Below are 19,964 nucleotides of genomic sequence, written 5' to 3' on the forward strand. Positions count from 1 at the left end.
ACCGGTGACTGGGCCCTGCACGCCGACTACACGAAGGCGGGCGGCTGGACCTCCACCACCGAGCCCGTCAAGACCAGCGTCTCCCCGGTCAAGGCGTCGTTCGAGGGCCATGCCTCGGTCAGCGCCGGCCTCGTCGCCGAAGGCTCCGTCGCCCTCTACGACACGGTGGGTGTGAAGGCCACGGTCGAGCCGTATCTGCGGGCGGAGGTGGACGGCTCGGTCAGCATCGACTCCAGCGGTGCCGGGCCGACCGTCCACGGCAAGGCCGGACTCTACGGCGGCCTCGACGTGGACGGAGCGGTGCTGGCGCGGATCGCCATCATGGGTACCCCGCTGATCGAGAAGGACATCCCGTTCCGGCTCTACCACAACGAATGGCCGATCGCGGCAAGGGAGTTCACCTCCCCGACTGCCAGCGCCCGACCGAGCGCCTCATCGGCGAACTGACAGCCCCTGCTGCCACCCGTGCTGCGGGGCCTCGCTTGCCAGGCGAGGCCCCGCAACGGATCACTGCAGACTCCCGGCTTGCATGTACCGGGTGCGCCCGCGTTCGGGGATCGCGGAGCCGGCCGCGTCGACCGGCTACGAGCACGGCTCGCCGGTGGGCGCCATGACCGCCTGGGCCAGGACATGACCTCGGTCCGGGGAGGGTGTGGGAGTGAGGCGCTAGTCTGTCCGCCGCACCTGCATCTGATCATGCGTTAAACGGGGGTTCTTTCGTCATGTCTGCTTCCAGGAGGCTGCTCGCCGCCGCTCTGGTCACCACCGCCGCGTTCGGCCTGGCGGCCTGCGGCCCGGACAACTCGTCGGACCAGGGCGCGGGCGGCACCACCGCCACCGCCACCGCCGCGCCTGCCACCGGCGGCGCAGCCTCGCCGACCGCCGCCCCGGCCACCGGCACGGCCAAGCCGGCCCCGACCGGCAAGCCCACCGACGGCGGCCCGGAGGGCTTCTGCACCAGCGACCCGCTGCCCGCCGGACAGAAGTGGATCGTCCCGGTGAAGGGCACCAGCGCGACGGCCCTGGTCTACAAGGAGACCAAGGACGTCTGCGGCGTCAACGACGTCGGCTTCCAGCCGGTGGGCGCCGACAAGACCGCGCAGTTCGCCCCGACCGTCAAGGGGCACCTCAAGTCGGTCGTGGCCGCGCCGAAGGACGTCAACGCGGCCGACCTGGCGAAGCACATCAACGAGTGCGTCGCCACGCCGGGGAACCAGAAGGGCTCGTACCCCTGCTCGGCCGGCGACTACAAGGTGGCGATCGACGCCTCCGGCAAGGTCGTCGAGATGTGGGAGCGTCCCAGCTCCTGACGTGACGCCGGGTACGGCGCCGGGCCGCTCACTTCACGGTGAGCGACTCGGCGCCGTTGGCGCAGCCGAGCTTCACGGCGGCGCGCTCGGCGAAGCCGGTCACCAGCTCGTCGGCACGTTCCCGGGCCGGGACATCGGCTTGGGGGAAGCGCCCGACCCTGAGGGCGGCCCGGTAGGGCTCGGCCTTGCCCAGCAGGGTGCAGTTGAAAGTGGCCTGCCCGGCTTCGCGGTCGGTGGCGAAATCGACGCTGACGGCCGGCGCATACAGCGTTCGTCCTCCCTGGCCTTCGACCGTGCATCTCAGGCTGGGCTTGACGCCCCGGTCCGGGATGTGGAGTCCCGTCTCCACGAAGACCCGGGGGGTGCGTCCCAGCGTCGTGGCGATCCCGGGGTCGTCGAGGGTTCCCTCGCACTCCCCGCGCGACAGCGGTTGTCGGCCGGGGGCCAGCTCACCGTGCCGTCGCCGGTGACGGTCCGTCCGTCCGTCCGCGCGTCCGCGACCGCCTTCTCCAGCTTGGCCTTCACGGCCTGGAACTCGCCCGCGGCGTCCTTGAAGATCGAGGCGAGCGCGTTCGCCTCCGTCGCGGCGGCGCTCAGCTGCTCGTTGGTGCGCTGCAGCCCGGGTCGCGCCGGGTCGGCCGAAGGGCCGCTCCAGCAGGCGGAGTTCACCTTGGCGATGACCGTGCTGTCCCAGTCCTGGTCCATCGACTTGAGCTTGAGGGCGACCTGCTCCCAGGCGGTGGCGGCGCTCTCCAGGGAGTCGAACCCGACGTTGCTGAGCTCGTGGAAGTCGACCATGTCCGTCCGCCCCCTCAGGCGCCCATGTCGGACTTCACGGCCGACTCGTTGCGCTGGTAGTTGGCGGCGCTGCCGCGCAGGGCCTGGGTGGTCTGCCCGATGGTGCTGCCGAGGGCGGCGACGCACTGGTCCCAGGTGGTGGCGGCGCCCTGGGCGGCCTTGCCGGTGCTCCAGCCGGCGAGCGAGGTGGAGACCTTGGCGGTGGCCTCGTCGGCGCCCCGGCCGTCGGTGTTGAGGCGGGCGTGGATCTGGTCGGAGTTGTTCCCCGCGGTGGTCAGCGCGTTCGTGTCGGCGCTGAAGCCGGCGCCCCCGCCCGGCCCCTGGGCCGAGTTCAGCTGGGTGCGGGCCGCTTCCTGGGTCCGGGCGGCCAGGTTGCCGTCCGCGTCGTAGGCCCATGGGTTCATCATCCGGTCGAACGCGGTCGCCCGATCAGACACGTCGATCGTCCCCCTCCGTGCCGGCGCGCTCGCGCCGACACCCCCGTTGGCAAAGAAATGGGCAAGCAAGTTAAAGAGTTCGACAAGAGTGCATGCGGGTCCCGATTTCGCCGACCCGCCCCGACCCCTAGGGGAGATCGGGCCCGGCGTCATACCGCAGCAGCAGAAGGCCTCGTCATTCCAGCTCATGGCCCTTACCGCGCAAGACCGTTACGTTGAGGGCGTGTCCACTGCTGTCATCAAGACCGAGGGCCTCACCAAGAGGTTCCCCCGGGTCACCGCCCTCGACCAGCTGACCGTCGAGGTGCAGCCCGGGGTCGTCGGGCTGGTCGGGGCCAACGGGGCGGGCAAGTCCACCCTGATCAAGATCCTGCTCGGGCTCGCCCCGGCGACCTCCGGCCGCGGCGAGGTGCTCGGCCTGGACGTCGCCACCCGGGGCTCCGAGATCCGCGAGCAGGTCGGCTACATGCCCGAGCACGACTGCCTGCCGCCGGACGTCTCCGCGACCGAGTTCGTGGTGCACATGGCCCGGATGGCGGGCCTGCCCGCCACCGCCGCCCGTGAGCGCACCGCGGACACCCTGCGGCACGTCGGCCTGTACGAGGAGCGGTACCGTCCGATGGGCGGCTACTCGACCGGCATGAAGCAGCGGGTCAAGCTCGCCCAGGCGCTGGTGCACGACCCCAAGCTGGTGCTGCTGGACGAGCCGACCAACGGCCTCGACCCGGCCGGCCGGGACGAGATGCTGGGCCTGATCCGCCGGGTGCACACCGACTTCGGGATCTCGGTGCTGGTCACCACCCATCTGCTCGGCGAGCTGGAGCGTACCTGCGACCACCTGGTCGTCATCGACGGCGGCAAGCTGCTGCGCTCCTCCTCCACCGCCTCCTTCACGGAGGCGACGGCCGTCCTCGCGGTCGAGGTCACGGACTTCCCGCCCGTCGCCCACCACCACCCTGATCCGGGCAGCTCCGCTGCGCCCCCTTCTTCGGACGCGGTGGCCGCGCCCGGCACCGAGGTCCGCGAACGGCTGGCCGCCGCCGGCCTCACCGTCCAGTCCGAGGGCTCGCACCTGTTGCTGGTCCGGCTGGCCGGGGAGGACACCTACGACACCATCCGCGACACCGTCGCCGAACTGGGCCTCGGCCTGGTCCGGTTGGAGCAGCGCCGCCACCGGGTCGCCGAACTCTTCACCGACACCGACACCGACAACGACACCGACACCGGCACCGACACCGACAACGAGCGCGACGACGAGAACGCCAGGGGAGGGACGGACGATGCCGCAGCCTCCTGACGCCAGGCCCGCCGACGCCGGTGTCATCCACGACATCGGCTACCGCGGCTACACCGGCCCCCGGCTCGGCCGGGCCTACGCCACCCGCTCGCTCTTCACCCAGAGCCTGCGCGCCGCCTACGGCCTGGGCCGCTCGGGCAAGTCCAAGGTGCTGCCGATGCTGATGCTCGGCGTGGTCACCGTCCCCGCGATGATCTTCGTCGCGGTCGCGCTCTCCCTGAAGCGGGACGAGCTGCCGGTCGAGTACGCCGGCTACCTCGCCAGCCTCGACCTGGTGGTCTCGATCTTCCTGGCCTCCCAGGCGCCGGTGCTGCTCTCCCGGGATCTGCGGTACCACACCGGGCCGCTCTACTTCTCCCGCCCGATCACCCGCACCAACTACGTCCGGGCCAAGTTCGCAGCCATGGCCTGCGCCCAACTCCTGTTGATGGCCGCCCCGTTGCTGGTGCTGTACGTCGGCGCGCTGCTCGGGGGGATGGACTTCGCGCACAACACGAGCCACTTCCTGTACGGCCTGGCGGCGGCCGTGCTGTACGCCCTGGTGCCGACCTCCGTCGCGCTGGTGATCGCGGCGGCGACGCCGCGCCGGGGCTTCGGGGTGGCGGCCATCATGGGCTACCTGGCGGTCAGTTCGACGGTGGCCGCGATCGCGGTCGGCATCAGCAACCCTGGTCCCGGCGGCTCCGACGCCGCCCAGTGGACCGCGCTGATCTCGCCCAACGGCCTGGTGGAGGCCCTGGTCAACGAGGTGTTCGACCTCGGCGCCGGCCTGGACCGCCGGCACGCCCCGGGCGGGCTGGGCGTGGTGGTGTTCGCACTCGTCGCCGCGGCGATGGTGGTCGGCTCGTACCGCCTCCTGCTGCGCCGCTACAAGAACGTCTGAGCAGGAACGTCTGAGAGGGCGGCATGGCCACCATCAGCATCGACAAGGTCTCCCGCTGGTTCGGGAACGTGGTCGCGGTCAACGACATCACCATGTCGATCGGCCCCGGCATCACCGGCCTGCTCGGGCCCAACGGCGCGGGCAAGTCCACCCTCATCCACATGATGAGCGGCTTCCTCGCCCCCTCCAGCGGCGCGGTCACCCTGGACGGCGCGCCGATCTGGCGCAACCAGCAGGTGTACCGGCAGATCGGCCTGGTCCCCGAGCGGGAGTCGATGTACGACTACCTGACCGGCTGGGAGTTCGTCCTCGCCAACGCCGAACTGCACGGCCTGCCCCAGCCCGGCGCCGCCGCCCGGCGCGCCCTGGACCTGGTCGAGATGGCGTACGCCAAGGACCGCCGCACCGGGACGTACTCCAAGGGCATGAAGCAGCGGGTCAAGATGGCCTCGGCGCTCGTCCACGACCCGGCCGTGCTGCTGCTGGACGAGCCCTTCAACGGCATGGACCCGCGCCAGCGGCTGCAGCTGATGGAGCTGCTGCGCCGCTTCGGCGCGGACGGCCGGACGGTGCTGTTCTCCTCCCACATCCTGGAGGAGGTCGAGCAGCTGGCCCGGCACATCGAGGTGGTGGTGGCCGGACGGCACGCCGCCTCGGGGGACTTCCGCCGGATCCGGCGGCTGATGACCGACCGCCCGCACCGCTACCTGGTCCGCTCCAGCGACGACCGCCGGCTCGCCGCCGCGCTGATCGCCGACGGCTCCACCACCGGGATCGAGGTGGACGAGCGGGAGAGGGCGCTGCGGATCGAGGCGGTGAACTTCCAGGGCTTCACCACCCTGCTGCCCCGGGTCGCCCGGGAGGCCGGCATCCGGCTGTACACCGTCTCCCCGGCGGACGAGTCGCTGGAGAGCGTCTTCTCGTACCTGGTCTCGGCATGACCCGCCGCCTGATCCACGTCACCAACCGGACCCAGGAAGGGGCCGACCGACCATGAACCCGACCGTCGCCAGGCTGACCCTGCGCGGCCTGCTCGGCCGCCGTCGCGGCGCCCTGCTGCTGGTGGCCCCGGCCCTGCTGCTGATCGTCTCGGCGATCGCCGCCGGGTCGAGCGGCGACGCGCACAGCCTGACCGTCAAGATCCTCGGCCAGCTCGACCTCGGCACCCTCGTCCCGATCCTCGGCCTGGTGGTCGGCACCGGGGTGATCGCCACCGAGATCGACGACGGCTCGATCGTCTACCTGCTCGCCAAGCCGCTGCCGCGTTGGCAGATCGTCACCACCAAGCTGACCGTCGCGATCGGCACCGTCTGGGTGTTCGCCGCCGTCCCGACGCTGGTCTCCGGGCTGCTGCTGTACGGCACCCGGGACGGCGTGGCGCTCGGCTACACCATCGCGGTGCTGGTCGCCGGGGCCGCGTACAGCGCGCTGTTCCTGCTGCTCGGCGTGGTCACCCGGCACGCGGTGGTGGCCGGGCTGGCGTACGCGCTGATCTGGGAGTCGCTGATCGGCAACTTCGTCGAGGGCGCCCGGACGCTGAGCGTCCAGCAGTGGGGCCGGGCGGTCGCCGAGGCGGTGGCCGGGGATACCGCGATCGGTGCCGACGTCTCGCTCGGGGCGGCCGTCCCGCTGCTGCTGGTGGTCACCGTCGCGGCGACGGCGCTGGCCTCGGTGAGGCTCGCCGGGCTGACCCTCGCCTCGGAGGAGTAGCGGCCGGGGAGCGACGCCCTACAGCGTCCGGTTGCGGCCCGCGCCGAGGCCGGCCGCGCCGACCACCAGGACCAGCACCAGCATCAGCGCCAGGGTGGCCTCCCAGCCGCCGGTGAGCTGGTGCAGCGCACCGGCGCCGACCGGGCCGGCCGCGGCGACCAGATAGCCGATCGCCTGCGACATCCCGCCCAGCTGGGCGGCGCCGGCCGCGGTGCCGGTGCGCAGCACGATGAACGCCAGGCCGAGGCCCAGCGAACCGCCCTGGGCGACGCCGAGGACGGCCGCCGAAACCCAGGCGGCGGAGACCGGGGCGACCAGCAGCATGGCGATGCCGAGCCCGTTCAGGGCGGCCATGGTCACCGCCAGGGCGCGCTGACCGGTCATCCGGCCGGCCATCAGCGGCACCAGGAAGGCACCGGCCACCTGCACCAGGTTGGAGAAGGCGAAGACCAGACCGGCCTGGCCGCGGTCCATGCCGTGGTCGGCCAGGATGGTCGGCATCCAGGCGACCAGGGTGTAGACCAGCAGCGACGAGATGCCCATGAACAGGCTGATCTGCCAGGCCAGCGGGGACTTCCAGATGCCCTCGATCGGCTTGCCCGGCTGGGCCGCCGCGGCCACCGCGGTCTTCTCCTGCCGGGAGCGCAGCACCTGCGGCAGCCAGGCCACCGCCGCGACCAGGGCGAGCAGCGACCAGGCGCCGAGCGAGGCCCGCCAGCCGCCGCCGAGCGCGTGCTCCAGCGGGACGGAGGTGCCGGCGGCGAGGGTCGCGCCGACCAGCATGGTGGTCGAGTAGACGCCGGTCATGGTGGCCGCGCGGTCCGGGAACTCGCGCTTGACCAGACCCGGCATCGACACGTTCAGCACCGCGATGGCCACGCCGATCACCACGCAGCCCGCGTACAGCGCGAACACCGAGGGCAGCACCCGCAGCAGCACGCCGGCGCCCAGCACCAGCACCGCGCCCAGCACCACCCGCTCGGCGCCGAACCGGCGGGTCAACCGGGGGGTGAGCGGCGCGCCGACGCCCTGGAACAGCACCGGGACGGTGGTGATCAGCCCGCTCGCGGTGGCGGACAGGCCGAAGGTGCGCTGGATCTCGCCGACCATCGGGGAGACGGCGGCCAGGCAGGCGCGCATGTTCAGCGCGACCAGCACGATGCCGGTCAGCAGCAGGGCGGGGTGGGCCAGCCGGGAGCGCAGGGGGAGTGGGGCAGGGGTGGTGACAACCGGCTGCTGGGCACGGGTGACGGCCATGGGTGTGCTGTTCTTTCCTGACGGCTCGGTCCTGAAGACCGGGGGGAGGGCGCGGACGGACGGAAGAGGGGCTCGCGCCGTCCTACTTCCGGGCCGCGATGGCCGCGAGCAGCTGCTCGACGGCCGCGGTCGGGCCGGCGAGCAGCGCACGACACGCCGCCTCGGCACGGTCCGGGTCACCGCTCTCGATCGCGTCGACCAGCGCCTCGTGGGTGGCCACGACCGCCTCGGGCATGTCGTGGTCGCCGAAGGCGGAGGTCATCGCCTCGCGCACGGAGGCGCCGAAGTAGCGGTACACCTCGGCCAGCGCCGGGTTGTGGGCGGCCTCGACGACGGCGGTGTGGAACTCCAGGTCGTGCTCGACGGTGGCCTCGCGGCTGGCCCGCTCGGGGTGCGCCGCGAACACCTCGGCCTCGCGGGCCAGCGCGGCCCGCATCCGCCGGATGTCCTCGGGGGTGTGCCGCAGGGCCGCCAGTCGGGCGCCCTCGGTCTCCAGCGCCGCGCGGACCTCCAGGACGTCCCGGATGCCCGAGCGCTGGACGCCGCGCAGCACCGCCGCCGGGTCGCTGGTGGACCGTACGAAGGTCCCCTCGCCCTGCCGGGAGACCAGCATTCCGGCGTGCACCAGCACCCGGATCGCCTCCCGTACGGTGTTCCGCCCGACCTGCAGCCGCTCGGCCAGCTCGTGCTCTGTGGGGATCTGCGACCCCACCGGCCAGGCGCCGCCGGCCAGCTGCTCGCGCAGCTGGTCGATCGCGGTGTCCACCAGGGAGCGCCGCCCGGCCGCCTGCAGGTTGTCGCCGCTGCCGCTCATTCTGGGCCTCCCTTCGCACACCGCTCATCGGTCGTCGGTCATCCTACAACCGATTGCCCGGTCATCCTACAACTGCCCGTGAACTCGCCACGAACAGTCAGTCCTCGTCAGTTTGCGTCCGCAGGACCGCCAGGTTCACCGGGTCACCGGGTCACCGGCGTACCGGCGATCACCCCGGCCCCGCCTGCTCAGCGCGCCGGGTAGAGCCGTTCCAGGACGACGGCCACGCCGTCCTCGTCGTTGCTCGCGGTCACCTCGTCGGCGACGGCCAGCAGTTCCTCGTGCGCGTTGGCCATGGCCACGCTGTGCGCGGCCCAGCCGAACATCGGGACGTCGTTGGGCATGTCGCCGAAGGCGATGGCGTCGGCGGCCCGCACGCCCAGGCGGCGGGCGGCGACGGCCAGGCCGGTGGCCTTGGACAGGCCCAGCGGCAGCAGCTCGACCACGCCGGCCCCGGCCATCACCACGCCGACCAGGCCGCCGGCGGCGTGCCTGGCGGCCTCGGCGAGGGCGTCGTCGGTCAGGCCCGGGTGCTGGATGTAGAGCTTGCTGACCGGGGAGGCGAGCAGCTCGTCGCGCTCGACCCGGACGACCGGCAGGTCCGAGCCGATCAGCAGCTCGTAGCGGGGGCCGGCCAGCACCTGGCCGTCCAGGCCGTCCTGGCTGGCGGCGACGGCCAGCGGACCGGTCTCGGCCTCGATCTTCTCGATCGCGAGCGCGGCCAGCCGGCGGTCCAGGGTGAGCGAGGTGAGCAGCTTGTGCGCGCCCGCGTCGTAGACCTGGGCGCCCTGGCCGCAGACCGCTATCCCGGTGTAACCGATCTCGTCGAAGACCGGGCGGGCCCAGACGGCCGAGCGCCCGGTCACGATGATGTGCAGCGCGCCCGCGCCGACGGCCGCGGCCAGCGCGGCGCGGGTGCGCTCGGAGACGGTCTCCTCGCTGGTCAGCAAGGTGCCGTCGAGGTCGGTGGCGACCAGCCGATAGGGCAGGTCGCCACCGCCTGGGTGTGCGGTCGAGGTCACTTGACGGGCTCGATGACGGCGCGTCCGCCGAGGTACGGCCGCAGCGCCTCGGGCACGACGACCGAGCCGTCGGCCTGCTGGTGGTTCTCCAGGATGGCCACGATGGTGCGCGGGACGGCGACCAGGGTGCCGTTCAGGGTGGCGAGCGGGCGGGTCTTGCCCTCCTCGCGCATCCGGATCGACAGGCGGCGGGCCTGGTACTCGGTGGTGTTGGAGGTCGAGGTGACCTCGCGGTACTTGCCCTGGGTGGGGATCCAGGCCTCGATGTCGAACTTGCGCGCGGCCGAGGCGCCGAGGTCGCCGGAGGCGACGTCGATCACCCGGTAGGGCAGTTCCAGTGCGTTGAGGAAGTCCTTCTCCCACTGGAGCAGGCGGCGGTGCTCGTTCTCCGCGTCCTCGGGCGTGGTGAAGACGAACATCTCCACCTTCTCGAACTGGTGGACGCGGATGATGCCGCGGGTGTCCTTGCCGTAGGTGCCGGCCTCGCGGCGGAAGCAGGACGAGTAGCCGGCGTAGCGCAGCGGCAGCTTCTCGGCGTCGATGATCTCGTCCATGTGGTACGCCGCCAGCGGGACCTCGCTGGTGCCGACCAGGTACTTGTCCTCGTCGCCGAGGTGGTACACGTTCTCGGCGGCCTGGCCGAGGAAGCCGGTGCCGTCCATGGCGGCCGGGCGGACCAGGGCCGGGGTGATCATCGGGGTGAAACCGGCCGCGGTGGCCTGGGCGATCGCCATGTTGACCAGGGCGAGCTCCAGCAGCGCGCCGACGCCGGTCAGGTAGTAGGAGCGGGCACCGGCGACCTTGGCGCCGCGCTCGGTGTCGATCGCGCCCAGCAGCTGGCCGAGCTCGACGTGGTCGCGGGGCTCGAAGCCCTCGGCGGCGAAGTCGCGCGGGGTGCCGATCTCCTCCAGGGTGACGAAGTCCTCCTCGCCGCCGACCGGGGCGGCCGGGTCGATGAGGTTCGCCAGGGAGCGGAGCAGGCGGTCCGCCTCCTCCTTGGCCGCGCTCTGCTCGGCGTCCGCGGCCTTGACCTCGGCGGCCAGGTCCTTGGTGCGCTGCAGCAGGGCGGTCTTCTCCTCGCCCTTGGCCTGGGCGACCTGCTTGCCGAGCACCCGCTGCTCGTTGCGCAGTTCGTCGAAGCGGCTGCCCGAGGACCGGCGCCGCTCGTCGGCGGAGAGGAGGGCGTCGACCAGGTCGACGTCCTCGCCACGGACGCGCTGCGAGGCGCGCACTCGGTCAGGGTCCTCACGGAGCAGGCGAAGGTCAATCACAGGGCCAAGCGTACCGGGCGGTCGTTCCTCCACCGGTACCGGTTTTCTCCTGGGGATAACTCACCGGATCCTGTGGATAACTTCTGTGGGGAACTCTTCGGGGGCGGGTTATCCACAGGCCAGGGGCCGGGGCTGTGGATCGATGGGGAGGATCAGCGTCCGCTCACCGGAGATGGGGAATTGAGGTTTCAAACCTCATTCGACTCTCTCGGGTGAGGGAATTGAAGCACTCGGACGGGTGATTTACGGGCAAGCGGGTGACTCTGGTCTGATTAGTCATCTCTGCGACGCAAACTGATGATCCGACCAGGTCTGCGCAATGGCTATACCGGTTTGTCGACTCATCCCCAGGCCTGTGGATAACTTCAGGCTGTGGACAGCGGGCGGGCCTGTGGACAGCGGCCTCCGGCCCCGGGCACCCCTGTGGACGACGGAACGGTCGCCCGTCCCGGCTGATCGGCCCGGTCGATAACGGTCGGAAAAGGTCGGAAAGACAGGAGATGTCGTTCGGATGGCCGGGCTCAGACGTCCCCGCGCCCGTCGAGCGCTCGGGAGAGCCAGTCCGCCGCCGCGGCGAAGTCCTGGTCCGAGGTCCCCGGCCGCCGGTGCTTGGAGCCCTGGCGGTCGGCGCGCGGATAGGAACCGAGGAACCGCACCTGCGGGCAGATCCGCTTGAGCCCCATCATCGCCTCCGCCACCCGGCGTTCGGACAGGTGCCCCTCGCAGTCGATCAGGAAGCAGTAGTTGCCCAGCCCCTCGCCGGTCGGCCGGGACTCGATCCGCATCAGGTTCACCCCGCGCACCGCGAACTCCTGCAGCAGCTCCAGCAGGGCACCCGGGTGGTCGTCCGGCAGCCAGACCACCATCGAGGTCTTGTCCGCGCCGGTCGGCGAGGAGACCCGCCCGGGGCGGCCGACCAGCACGAACCGGGTGGTCGCGCTCTGCGCGTCCGCGATGTCCTTGACCAGCGGGTCCAGCCCGTAGATCGGTGCCGCGAACTCGCCCGCGAACGCCCCGTCGTACCGGCCCTCGGAGACCAGCCGGGCGCCGTCCGCGTTGGAGGCGGCCGACTCCCACGTGGCGTCCGGCAGGTTGGCCGCCAGCCAGCGGCGCACCTGCGGCTGGGCCACCGGGTGGCTGGTCACCGTCTTGATCCCGGACAGCTCGGTGCCCGGCCGCACCAGCAGCGCGAAGGAGATCGGCAGCAGCACCTCACGGTAGATCATCAGCGGTGCGCCGGCGGCCAGTTCGTCGTTGGTCGCGGTGACCGCGCCCTCCACCGAGTTCTCGATCGGCACGAACGCCCCGGACGCCTCCCCGCCGCGCACCGCGTCCAGCGCCAGCGCCACCGAGGACAGCGGCACCAGCTCCCGGGTCGCCGCCTCGGGCAGCGTGTGCAGTGCCGCCTCGGTGAAGGTGCCGGCCGGGCCGAGATAGGTGTAGCGGGTGGCCGACATGACGCCTCCGTTGCCAGTGGGATAGTGCCTGAGCGGGGTGCTGCACGAGCGGGGTGGTGCCGAAGCAGTCACCATAACGATTCCGCCGCCCCGGCATGAAAGCGTTTCAGTGGCCGGGATCGCGGTCCTGGCACGCGGGCCCGTCTCCTGGGTCCTCGCCTGATCCGACGAAACCCGGGAGACAGGCCCTACCCCTCCAGCAGCTGCTGTCCGAGGTAGCCCGCCGCCGGTACGCCCGGCGGCACCGCGTAAAGGCCGCTCGCCTCGTGCCGCAGGAAGCGGGAGAGTCCGTCGCCCCGGGAGAGCTTGCGCTGCACCGGGGTGAAGCCCTTGCGCGGGTCGGCCTGGAAGGCGAGGAACAGCAGCCCGGCGTCCGGCGAGCCGTCCGGCAGCAGGCCGTCGTGGTACGAGAAACCGCGTCGCAGCATCGCCGCGCCGCCGTTGCTCGCCGGGGCGGCGACCCGCACGTGGGCGTCGGAGGGCACCGCCAGGCCACCGTCCGGGCCCTGCGCGGACAGGTCCACCGCGGTGCCCTCGCCGGAGCCGGCCGGTGCGCTCAGCGGCGAACCGTCCGCCTTGCGCCGCCCGATCACCCGCTCCTGGCGGTCCACCGGCAGCTCCTCCCAGTGGTCCAGCAGCATCCGGATCCGCCGGAACACCAGGAACGAGCCCCCGGCCAGCCAGGCCGGGTGGTCCCCGCCGGCCGCGCAGAACACCCTGGCGGCGAAGCCGTCCTCGCCCGGCTTGGGGTTGTTGGTGCCGTCGATCTGGCCCATCAGGTTGCGCCCGGTCACCGGCCGCGCGGTCGCGCCGGGGGTCCGGGCGAAGCCGGCCGACTGCCAGCGCAGCGCCGCCGTCCCGGCCGCCAGCCTCTGCAGCACCCGTAGCGCGTGCACCGCCACCAGGGCGTCGTCGGCGCCGATCTGCACGAACAGGTCGCCCTCGCCGCGCGCCGCGTCCAGCGCGTCACCGGTGAAGGCGGGCAGCGGTTCGAGCGCGGCCGGGCGGTGCTCGGCCAACCCGGCCTTGTCGAACAGCGCGGCGCCGAAGCCGACCGTGACGGCGAGCGAGCAGGGCCCGGCGTCCAGCGCGACCTGGTTGTCGAACTCCTCGGCCGGCTCCCCGGTGGTCAGCCGGTCCACCGCCCTGGTCCAGCGTTGCAGCAGGGTGCGCAGCCCGTCCCGGCCGGCCCCGTCGGCCAGGTCGAAGGCGGCCAGCTGGACCCGGGCCTGCTGCGGTTCGAGGATGCCGGCCTGGTGCTCGCCGCGGAACGGCAACCGGCCGGCGCCGAGCGCGCCGCCCTTGTCCGCCTTCTCGCCGGACGGGCGGTCGTAGGCGACCGCCCCGGCCACCCCGGCCCCGGCGCCGACCAGCAGCCCGGCGCCGGCCGTGCCGAGCAGCGCCCGCCGGGTGAAGCCCGCCGGGCCCTTCCGCTCTTGCCGGTCCGCCTGGCCCGTCCGGTCCGCCTGGCCCGTCCGGTCCTCCCGGCCCGTCCGGTCCGCCAGGTCCGTCAGATCCGTCGAAGTGTCGTCCACTGCGCTCACCCGATCTTGAACTGCTGGGTCGGGGTGGTCTGGTCGATGTCCGAGGAGCGGATCTGCACCGAGACCACCCAGGTGCCGGCCAGCGGCAGCTGCGCGGTGCCGCTCCAGCGGCCGGTGCCCCCCGGGGTCAGCGCCACCGGCAACGGGCCCAGGTCGCGGTCCGGCAGGGTGAAGGCGAGCTGCACCTCCGGGACGTCCACCGGCTGCCCGTCCGCACCGTCCAGCGCGAGCTTCACCTCGTTCGGGCCGGTCCTGGCCGGAGTGACGGTGACCGTCGCGGTGCCCTTGGCGCTCGGCGTCCGGCCCTTGGTGTCGTACGGCAGCTTGAGTTCCACCGTGCGGCCCGGCTCGCCCTGCGGCGCCGCCGCCGACCCACCGGCCACCGGGGCGGCGGTCCCGGCCGCCTTGACCTCGCCCGCCACCCGCCCGGGCGGGGAGTTGGTGAGCATCGTGGTGACCACCAGCACCGCCACCGCGACCACCGCCTCGACCAGTACCGAGCGGCGCAGCCCGGCCCGGGTCGGGGTCAGCCCGCGCTCGCGCCCGGCACTCGCCCGGGCGGCCTGCTGTCGGGCCAGCTGCGCCTGCCGGACCGGGTCCTCGCTGTGCGCCGCGACGTCGACCGGCTCGGGCACCTCGGCCGGCTCGACCTCCACCGCCTCGGCCGGGGCCGAGCGCAACCGGGCCAGCCAGCTGCGGGAGATCCAGGCGACGCCGATCATGACGACCACGCAGCCGGTCTTCACCAGCAGCAGCTTCCCGTACTCGGTGTCGGTCAGCGCGCCCCAGCTGCCCAGGCCCCGCCAGGACTGGTAGATCCCGGTGACGGCCAGCACCGCCACCGAGCCGAAGGCGACCTTCGAGAAGCGGTCCACCGCCTCGGCGCCGACGCCCTCGCGCAGCGTGACCAGCAGCGTGGCCAGCCCGCCCAGCCAGAGCGCCATCGCGATCAGGTGCAGGATGCCGAACGGCAGCGCCAGCCAGACCTGGATGCCCACCGAGGCGTGGTCGGCGCCGACCCAGGTCGCAGACAGGGCGACCGCCAGCACCAGCCCGGCCACACCCAGGCCCAGCCGGGCCTCGCGCTCCGGCCGCTCGGCGGCCCGCTGCTCCAGCTCGCGCAGCTCCGCGGCCTCGGCGTCGTCGTCGTGTTCGTCGGCCTTCGCGGGGGCCGGCTTCCGCGGCTGTCCCAACTGCCCGACCAGCAGCGACAGGAAGATCCCGCCCGCGGCGAGCAGCAGCAGCCGGGCGGCCAGCGCGGTGCCGATCCGCTCGTCCAGGGTGGCGCGCACCAGCGACAGGTCGAGCGCCTTGCCGATGCCCGAGCCGCGCTCGTACGGGCCGCGCAGCATCAGCACCGCGACGGTCGAGGCCAGCAGCGCCGTCCAGCCGGTCATCAGCAGCCGCTGCACCGGTCGCCGGGTCGCGCCGGCCGGCCAGCAGACCAGCACGAACGCGGCCACCCCGGCGAGCAGCGCGAAGGCCGCGTACGCCACGGTGCGCCCGGTGCCGTACAGCGCGGCGACCAGGCCGTCCGCCTTGGCGCCCTGCAGCGTGGTGGCGGACACCGAGGTGTCCGAGGGCGCGCCGATGGAGAAGGTGAACGCCCCGCCGACCGGGTGCGAGTCCTCCGAGACGGCCCGCCAGGCCACCGTGTACGTGCCGTTGGCGAGCCCGCTGTTCAGGGCGACCCGGGCGGTGTTGCCCTGGCCGTCGGCGTGCGCCGGGTTGCCGGTGTCCACGGCCTTGCCGGCCGGGTCCAGCACCCGCACCGAGTCACCGGACAGCGACACCGTCTCGCTGAAGGTCAGCGTGACCGCCTGCGGGGCGGTGGCGACCACCGAGTTCTGCCGCGGGTCGGTGGACTCCAGGGTGGCGTGCGCGGAGGCCGGTCCGGCGCCGGCGAGCATCAGCGCGAGCAGCGCGCCGAGCATCCCGAGTGCTCCGGCGATGCGTAGGGGGGCGATCCGGCGGTGCGAGGCCTTCTGCATGCTGGCGGGTCCCTTAACTCTGGCCGGGCCGGTAGGTGAGCTCCTTGACCGGCACCTTGACCGAGATGGTGCCGGACTTGGCGAAGGTGAGGTCGAGTTCGAGCTCGTCGCCGAGCGCGGGGGCCTTCTGCCACCCCATGATCATCAGGTGGGTGCCGCCGCGGGCGAGCTGCAGCGCGCCGTGCGCGGGCACGGCCAGGCTGTCCACCTGCTCCATGGTCGAGGCGGTCGAGCGGTGCATGGTGACCGACCCGGCGGCCGGGCTGGTCACCTTGACCAGCTGGTCCGGCCCGCCGTCGTTGCGCACGGTCAGGTAGCCGGCGCCCATCCCGCCGGCCGGGGGCAGCGGGATGTAGGAGTCGGCGACGCTCAGCTTCGCCGGCCCCTGGTCGCCGGCGCCGTCCTGGCCGCCGGTCCCGCAGGCGGCCAGGATGGCGCCGCCGCCGAGGGCGGTGGCGACCACGGCGCCCAGCAGGGCCGACCGGCGGAAACGCCGGTTCGCCGCGCTCCTCTTGATGGTGAGCTCGCTGCGCTCACTCATGCGCCCACCTCGCCGCGCGCGGCAGGCGCTTCGCGCAACACGCGCCCCTTGATGGTTCGCTCGCTCACGCCGCGACTCCCTTGGCGAGCAGCGGCAGGTCGTGCTCGTAGGTCTTCTCCTCGGTGCCGCTCATGTAGAGCACGTGCGCCTTGTCGTCCGAGGGGAGGAAGGCCAGCACCTGGGCGCCGTGGGTGGAGGTGACCGTGCCGTCCGGGTTGACCACCGGGTCCTCGATCATGATGCCGAGCGACTTGGCAGCGGTCTTCACCTTCTCCAGGTCGCCGGTGAGGCCTATGAAATCACTGCCCATCGAGTCCAGCCAGGTGCGCAGCACCTTGGGGGTGTCGCGCTTCGGGTCGGTGGAGACGAAGACGACGTTGACCTTCTTCCGGTCCTCCGCGGAGAGCGCCTTCATCGCGACGCCGATGTCGCCCATGGTGGTCGGGCAGACGTCCGGGCAGCTGGTGTAGCCGAAGAACAGCAGGGTGGCCTTGCCGTTGGTCTGCTGCCGAAGGTCGTACGGCTGGCCGGAGGTGTCGGTCAGCTGGAGGTCGGGCTTCTCGAAGTTCTTGGCGAGCTTGGTGCCCTGGTACGGGCTGTCCTCCTTCTGCCGGGTGACCTTGGCGGCGGTCGAGCCGCCGCCGGAGGAGCCGCAGGCGGAGAGGGTCAGGGCGGCGGCCAGCGCGAGGGCGGCCGCGCCGGCCAGCCGGGTGGTGCGGCCGGCGCGGTTCGTACGGGTGGCGCGGTTCGTACGGGTGGTGCGGGACATGGGGTTCCGATCGTGCGCGGTGGACCGCCGGCCGGGGCCGTGCCCGGGGTGGGCGCGGCCCCGCCGGCGCGGGGGTCAGGAGGCGGAGCCGCCGCTCTTGCGACGCAGGCCGAGCACGCCGACGGCGGTGCCGATCACGCCGACCACGATGCCGACCACGCCGAGGGTGCGGGCGGTGCTGTCGCTGGACTTGCCGTCGCCCGAGGCGGCGGCGTGGTCGGAGCCGTCACCGTGGGTGTCGGCGGCAGGGGAGGCGGTGACGCCGTGGCTGTCGCCGTGGCCGTCACCGCCGGCGGCCTTGGTGAGCTTCAGAACGGGGGCCGGGTGGGCCGGCTCGGGCTGGCCGTCCTTGGACTCGTCGATCCAGCGGACGATGTCGCCGTTGTCGTAGGTCTGCAGGGCCTTGAAGGCCATGGCGTCGGTGTCGGCCGGCAGCGGGCCGAGCGAGACCCGGAACTCCTGGAACTGGCCGGGGGCGACCTTGGTGCCCGCGTCGGCGGTCCAGGTGATCTTGGAGACGGCCTCGTTGACGTCGTTGCCGTGCACCTTGATCGGCTTGTCGAGCTTCGACTTCTCGACGGTTGCGGTCCAGCCCGGCATCGGCAGGGTCCGGACGGAGGCCAGCGGGTGGTCCAGCGGGAGGTTGACCTCCAGCTTCACCGTGCTCGCCGTGTCGCTCTCGTTCGGCACCCGGAAGTCGACGGCCGTGTAGCCGCCCTGGGCGGCCGAGCCCGGGTTCACGGTGACGTGCGCGAAGGCGGGGCCGGCCAGCGCCACCACGGAGGCGGCGGCGGTCAGGGCGACGGCGGCGAGACGGCGGGTGGGAAGGGAACGCATGATGCGGGGTCTCCGATCGGAGCTCGGCGGTCCGCACTGCCGGGCGACGGGGAAACCGTGCCTCGGCGGGACCGCGCGTGGGGACGTGAGGGCAGAGCTTGGGGCCGTCGTCGCCGTGGGCGGACGGGAACGGCCCGGACACCGCGCACGCCCGGAACCCGGTACCGCTCAGGGGTACGGGCAACGCCGGGTCAGTGCGCGAAGGCCCCGCACGGCGGACCGCGCCGCACCACGCTGTGCCGCAGCACCGCACCCGCCGGGAGCGGACCCTCGCCGCCCCTGGCCCCGAATCGGCGGGCCGGACCGGCCACACCGAACAGACCGCGCAGCAGCGCGGCCACCAGCACGAACGCCGACCGCAGCGGCGCCGCCCAGTGCTCCCGGGCCGCCGACGCGGTCACCCGCACCAGCCGCCACAGCGCCGCCTCGCCGCGCCGCAGCCACCAGCCCGCCACCAGCGCGGCGGCCAGGTGCCCGGCCAGCATCGACGGCGTCATCCCGAACACGCCGCCCTGCCACCAGGGCGCGACGGCGTACGCGTGCGGGTCCAGGCCCGCGGAGGAGACCAGCTGCTCGGGCGACGTGCCGGCGGGCAGGCCGACCAGCGTGCCCGGGCGGGCCTCGTTGCAGATCAGCCGACCGGCCGCCTGCGGCATGGTCATCGCGCCGTGGTGCATGCCGCCGCCGAAGCCGTGGAAGAGGCAGTGCAGTCCGAGCTGCCCGGCGCCGAGCGCCCCGGCGATGGGCGCCAGCGAACGCTCCCGTCCGCCGCACGCCGCCGCGAGCACCAGTACCGCGGCGAAACCCGTCGCCAGCGCGACCGGCGGCACATCGCCGCCACCCGCCAGGGCGTGCCCGGCGGCGGCTATCAGCGTGCACACCAGCGCGAACGGAACCGCCCGGGCAAGCCGCAGATCCCAGGCGGCGGCCCCCACCGGCCGGACCGGTACGGAGGCGCCCGGGAACGGGGCGGCGGGGAGGGCAGTCATGGCCGGGCCATCATCTCATCGCGTACACCGCCGATACGGGCAGGGTGGGAAATCCCTACGAATGCCCCGTTCGGCGGCGGCGTGGGCCACCACCCGTGCGCCCTTCGGCACAGACCCCGTCCCCAGTCCATCCGCCGAACGGGCGGTAGCCGCCCCCGAGCACGGTTCGCCGCCGATTCGCCCGGAGATACCTAGTTGTATGTGGAGCCGCAGCCAGGAGGGACCTCCCGTGGACATCTGGTGGACTCTGCACCTCAAGCGCGACCCGGCCAGCGTTCCGCTGGCCCGGCGCATTCTGCTCGGTGCCATGGCGACGGCGGGCGTCGACCCGCAGATCGCCGACGACCTCGGCGTCGCCCTCACCGAGGCCTGCGCCAACGCCGTCGAGCACGGCGCCACCGGCCGCCCCGACGACGGCTTCCAGGTCACCGCCTCGATCAGCGGCGACCGCCTGCGGATCGAGGTCACCGACTCCGGCCCCGGTCTGCCGGCCCCCGCCGCCCCGCTCGCCCGCCGCCCGGCCGCCCCCACCGCGTCCCGTCCCGCCGCGTCCCGTCCCGTCGCGTCCCGACCCACCGCGACCGGCCGAGGGCCCCGCCGCTCCCGGCGCTCCCGCGCCACCGTCCCGGCCCGCATCCTCACCGCCCACCGCCCCCGCCGCGACGGCCACCCCTACGACACCCACGTCCTCCCCTGCCGCCCCCCGGCCCCCACCCTCCGCCCGGTCGACCTCGACACCCTCCCCGACCTCACCGCCGAATCCGGCCGCGGCCTGTTCCTCATCCACGCCCTCACCGACCACGTCCAACTCCGCAACCACCCCCTCCGGGGCGCCATCGTGAGCTTCGACAAGATCCTCAAGTGGCAGGACGGCGCCCTGCTGCGGGCCGCCTCCTGACGGTGGTCCGCGTCGGGCTGGTCACAGGACGAACGTCGTGGGGTGCCGTGGTCGTCGGCGTGTGGCGGCCGGGGTGAATCGATGCCTCGGCAGCGGACCCGCGTGCGGGCTTCGGCGGCTCGCCCGGGCGCGTGGAGCA

The 19,964-nt window shown here is 73.1% G+C and carries 20 protein-coding genes and 1 pseudogene; 7 read left to right on the top strand and 14 right to left on the bottom strand.

What is annotated here, in order from left to right:
- A pseudogene (locus ABZW30_RS36935) lies at window positions 1-447 on the top strand (hypothetical protein); the annotation flags it as partial.
- Between the two features lie 275 nt (window positions 448-722).
- The gene (locus ABZW30_RS36940) at window positions 723-1,310 is read left to right on the top strand and encodes a hypothetical protein (protein WP_355675647.1); all 588 of its coding nucleotides are present in this window, start codon (window positions 723-725) and stop codon (window positions 1,308-1,310) included.
- Between the two features lie 28 nt (window positions 1,311-1,338).
- Here the strand turns inward: ABZW30_RS36940 and ABZW30_RS36945 are convergent, their stop codons facing one another.
- Genes ABZW30_RS36945 through ABZW30_RS36955 form a run of 3 tightly spaced genes read right to left on the bottom strand, consistent with a single transcriptional unit; the run spans window position 1,339 to window position 2,545 of the window.
- Entirely contained in the window at window positions 1,339-1,659 is a 321-nt protein-coding gene (locus ABZW30_RS36945) for a hypothetical protein (protein ID WP_355675648.1), read from the bottom strand.
- On the bottom strand, window positions 1,611-2,108 hold the full coding sequence (locus ABZW30_RS36950; RefSeq protein WP_355675649.1) for a PPE domain-containing protein: 498 nt from the start codon (window positions 2,106-2,108) through the stop codon (window positions 1,611-1,613). The genes ABZW30_RS36945 and ABZW30_RS36950 overlap by 49 nt, the downstream gene beginning before the upstream one ends.
- 14 nt (window positions 2,109-2,122) lie before the next feature.
- Entirely contained in the window at window positions 2,123-2,545 is a 423-nt protein-coding gene (locus ABZW30_RS36955) for a hypothetical protein (RefSeq protein ID WP_355675650.1), read from the bottom strand.
- A 223-nt stretch (window positions 2,546-2,768) separates the two neighbouring features.
- Between ABZW30_RS36955 and ABZW30_RS36960 the strand changes: the two genes are divergently transcribed.
- The 4 genes from ABZW30_RS36960 to ABZW30_RS36975 are packed head-to-tail and all read left to right on the top strand — an operon-like array spanning window position 2,769 to window position 6,435.
- Entirely contained in the window at window positions 2,769-3,842 is a 1,074-nt protein-coding gene (locus ABZW30_RS36960) for an ABC transporter ATP-binding protein (RefSeq protein ID WP_355675651.1), read from the top strand.
- Window positions 3,826-4,725 (top strand): ABC transporter permease, encoded by a 900-nt coding sequence (locus ABZW30_RS36965; protein ID WP_355675652.1) that lies wholly within the window; start codon window positions 3,826-3,828, stop codon window positions 4,723-4,725. The genes ABZW30_RS36960 and ABZW30_RS36965 overlap by 17 nt, the downstream gene beginning before the upstream one ends.
- Before the next feature lie 23 nt (window positions 4,726-4,748).
- Complete coding sequence (locus tag ABZW30_RS36970; protein WP_355675653.1) at window positions 4,749-5,666, top strand: ABC transporter ATP-binding protein; 918 nt, start codon at window positions 4,749-4,751, stop codon at window positions 5,664-5,666.
- Window positions 5,667-5,718: 52 nt separating this feature from the next.
- Window positions 5,719-6,435, top strand: coding sequence for an ABC transporter permease subunit (locus ABZW30_RS36975; protein WP_355675654.1), 717 nt, complete (start codon window positions 5,719-5,721; stop codon window positions 6,433-6,435).
- 18 nt (window positions 6,436-6,453) lie between these two features.
- On the opposite strand, the gene ABZW30_RS36980 is transcribed toward ABZW30_RS36975, so the two are convergent.
- The 11 genes from ABZW30_RS36980 to ABZW30_RS37030 all read right to left on the bottom strand — a co-directional run bounded on the left by ABZW30_RS36980 (window position 6,454) and on the right by ABZW30_RS37030 (window position 18,927).
- Window positions 6,454-7,692 carry an MFS transporter gene (locus ABZW30_RS36980; protein ID WP_355675655.1) on the bottom strand — a complete coding sequence of 413 codons (1,239 nt, stop codon included), beginning with the start codon at window positions 7,690-7,692 and terminating at the stop codon, window positions 6,454-6,456.
- Between the two features lie 82 nt (window positions 7,693-7,774).
- A complete protein-coding gene (locus ABZW30_RS36985) occupies window positions 7,775-8,506 on the bottom strand; it encodes a FadR/GntR family transcriptional regulator (protein ID WP_355675656.1) in 732 nt (243 codons plus the stop codon).
- Between the two features lie 188 nt (window positions 8,507-8,694).
- Window positions 8,695-9,528 carry an HAD family hydrolase gene (locus tag ABZW30_RS36990; protein WP_355675657.1) on the bottom strand — a complete coding sequence of 278 codons (834 nt, stop codon included), beginning with the start codon at window positions 9,526-9,528 and terminating at the stop codon, window positions 8,695-8,697.
- Window positions 9,525-10,799, bottom strand: coding sequence for a serine--tRNA ligase (gene serS / locus ABZW30_RS36995; RefSeq protein WP_355675658.1), 1,275 nt, complete (start codon window positions 10,797-10,799; stop codon window positions 9,525-9,527). The genes ABZW30_RS36990 and serS overlap by 4 nt, the downstream gene beginning before the upstream one ends.
- A 521-nt stretch (window positions 10,800-11,320) precedes the next feature.
- Window positions 11,321-12,256 carry a prephenate dehydratase gene (gene pheA, locus ABZW30_RS37000; protein ID WP_355675659.1) on the bottom strand — a complete coding sequence of 312 codons (936 nt, stop codon included), beginning with the start codon at window positions 12,254-12,256 and terminating at the stop codon, window positions 11,321-11,323.
- 188 nt (window positions 12,257-12,444) lie between these two features.
- Complete coding sequence (gene efeB, locus ABZW30_RS37005) at window positions 12,445-13,791, bottom strand: iron uptake transporter deferrochelatase/peroxidase subunit (protein ID WP_355675660.1); 1,347 nt, start codon at window positions 13,789-13,791, stop codon at window positions 12,445-12,447.
- A gap of 5 nt (window positions 13,792-13,796) precedes the next feature.
- Window positions 13,797-15,791, bottom strand: a complete 1,995-nt coding sequence (locus tag ABZW30_RS37010; protein ID WP_355675661.1) for a FixH family protein — start codon at window positions 15,789-15,791, stop codon at window positions 13,797-13,799.
- A 13-nt stretch (window positions 15,792-15,804) separates the two neighbouring features.
- On the bottom strand, window positions 15,805-16,332 hold the full coding sequence (locus ABZW30_RS37015) for a copper chaperone PCu(A)C (protein ID WP_355675662.1): 528 nt from the start codon (window positions 16,330-16,332) through the stop codon (window positions 15,805-15,807).
- Window positions 16,333-16,396: 64 nt separating this feature from the next.
- Window positions 16,397-17,101 (bottom strand): SCO family protein, encoded by a 705-nt coding sequence (locus ABZW30_RS37020; RefSeq protein WP_355675663.1) that lies wholly within the window; start codon window positions 17,099-17,101, stop codon window positions 16,397-16,399.
- A gap of 75 nt (window positions 17,102-17,176) precedes the next feature.
- Entirely contained in the window at window positions 17,177-17,938 is a 762-nt protein-coding gene (locus ABZW30_RS37025) for a YcnI family protein (RefSeq protein WP_355675664.1), read from the bottom strand.
- Between the two features lie 191 nt (window positions 17,939-18,129).
- The gene (locus tag ABZW30_RS37030; protein ID WP_355675665.1) at window positions 18,130-18,927 is read right to left on the bottom strand and encodes a hypothetical protein; all 798 of its coding nucleotides are present in this window, start codon (window positions 18,925-18,927) and stop codon (window positions 18,130-18,132) included.
- A gap of 229 nt (window positions 18,928-19,156) precedes the next feature.
- Between ABZW30_RS37030 and ABZW30_RS37035 the strand changes: the two genes are divergently transcribed.
- Window positions 19,157-19,825, top strand: coding sequence for an ATP-binding protein (locus ABZW30_RS37035; RefSeq protein ID WP_355675666.1), 669 nt, complete (start codon window positions 19,157-19,159; stop codon window positions 19,823-19,825).
- Window positions 19,826-19,964 lie beyond the last annotated feature (139 nt).

It is taken from the genome of Kitasatospora sp. NPDC004669, from assembly GCF_040609455.1.
GTDB lineage: Bacteria > Actinomycetota > Actinomycetes > Streptomycetales > Streptomycetaceae > Kitasatospora.

Excerpts from the sequence above, each read along its gene's own strand:
- ABZW30_RS36940 (WP_355675647.1), top strand. The coding sequence starts at position 723 with ATGTCTGCTTCCAGGAGGCTGCTCGCCGCCGCTCTGGTCACCACCGCC.
- ABZW30_RS36950 (WP_355675649.1), bottom strand. The coding sequence starts at position 2,108 with ATGGTCGACTTCCACGAGCTCAGCAACGTCGGGTTCGACTCCCTGGAG.
- ABZW30_RS36965 (WP_355675652.1), top strand. The coding sequence starts at position 3,826 with ATGCCGCAGCCTCCTGACGCCAGGCCCGCCGACGCCGGTGTCATCCAC.
- ABZW30_RS36970 (WP_355675653.1), top strand. The coding sequence starts at position 4,749 with ATGGCCACCATCAGCATCGACAAGGTCTCCCGCTGGTTCGGGAACGTG.
- ABZW30_RS36975 (WP_355675654.1), top strand. The coding sequence starts at position 5,719 with ATGAACCCGACCGTCGCCAGGCTGACCCTGCGCGGCCTGCTCGGCCGC.
- ABZW30_RS36980 (WP_355675655.1), bottom strand. The coding sequence starts at position 7,692 with ATGGCCGTCACCCGTGCCCAGCAGCCGGTTGTCACCACCCCTGCCCCA.
- ABZW30_RS36985 (WP_355675656.1), bottom strand. The coding sequence starts at position 8,506 with ATGAGCGGCAGCGGCGACAACCTGCAGGCGGCCGGGCGGCGCTCCCTG.
- pheA (WP_355675659.1), bottom strand. The coding sequence starts at position 12,256 with ATGTCGGCCACCCGCTACACCTATCTCGGCCCGGCCGGCACCTTCACC.
- ABZW30_RS37010 (WP_355675661.1), bottom strand. The coding sequence starts at position 15,791 with ATGCAGAAGGCCTCGCACCGCCGGATCGCCCCCCTACGCATCGCCGGA.
- ABZW30_RS37015 (WP_355675662.1), bottom strand. The coding sequence starts at position 16,332 with ATGAGTGAGCGCAGCGAGCTCACCATCAAGAGGAGCGCGGCGAACCGG.
- ABZW30_RS37020 (WP_355675663.1), bottom strand. The coding sequence starts at position 17,101 with ATGTCCCGCACCACCCGTACGAACCGCGCCACCCGTACGAACCGCGCC.
- ABZW30_RS37025 (WP_355675664.1), bottom strand. The coding sequence starts at position 17,938 with ATGCGTTCCCTTCCCACCCGCCGTCTCGCCGCCGTCGCCCTGACCGCC.
- ABZW30_RS37030 (WP_355675665.1), bottom strand. The coding sequence starts at position 18,927 with ATGACTGCCCTCCCCGCCGCCCCGTTCCCGGGCGCCTCCGTACCGGTC.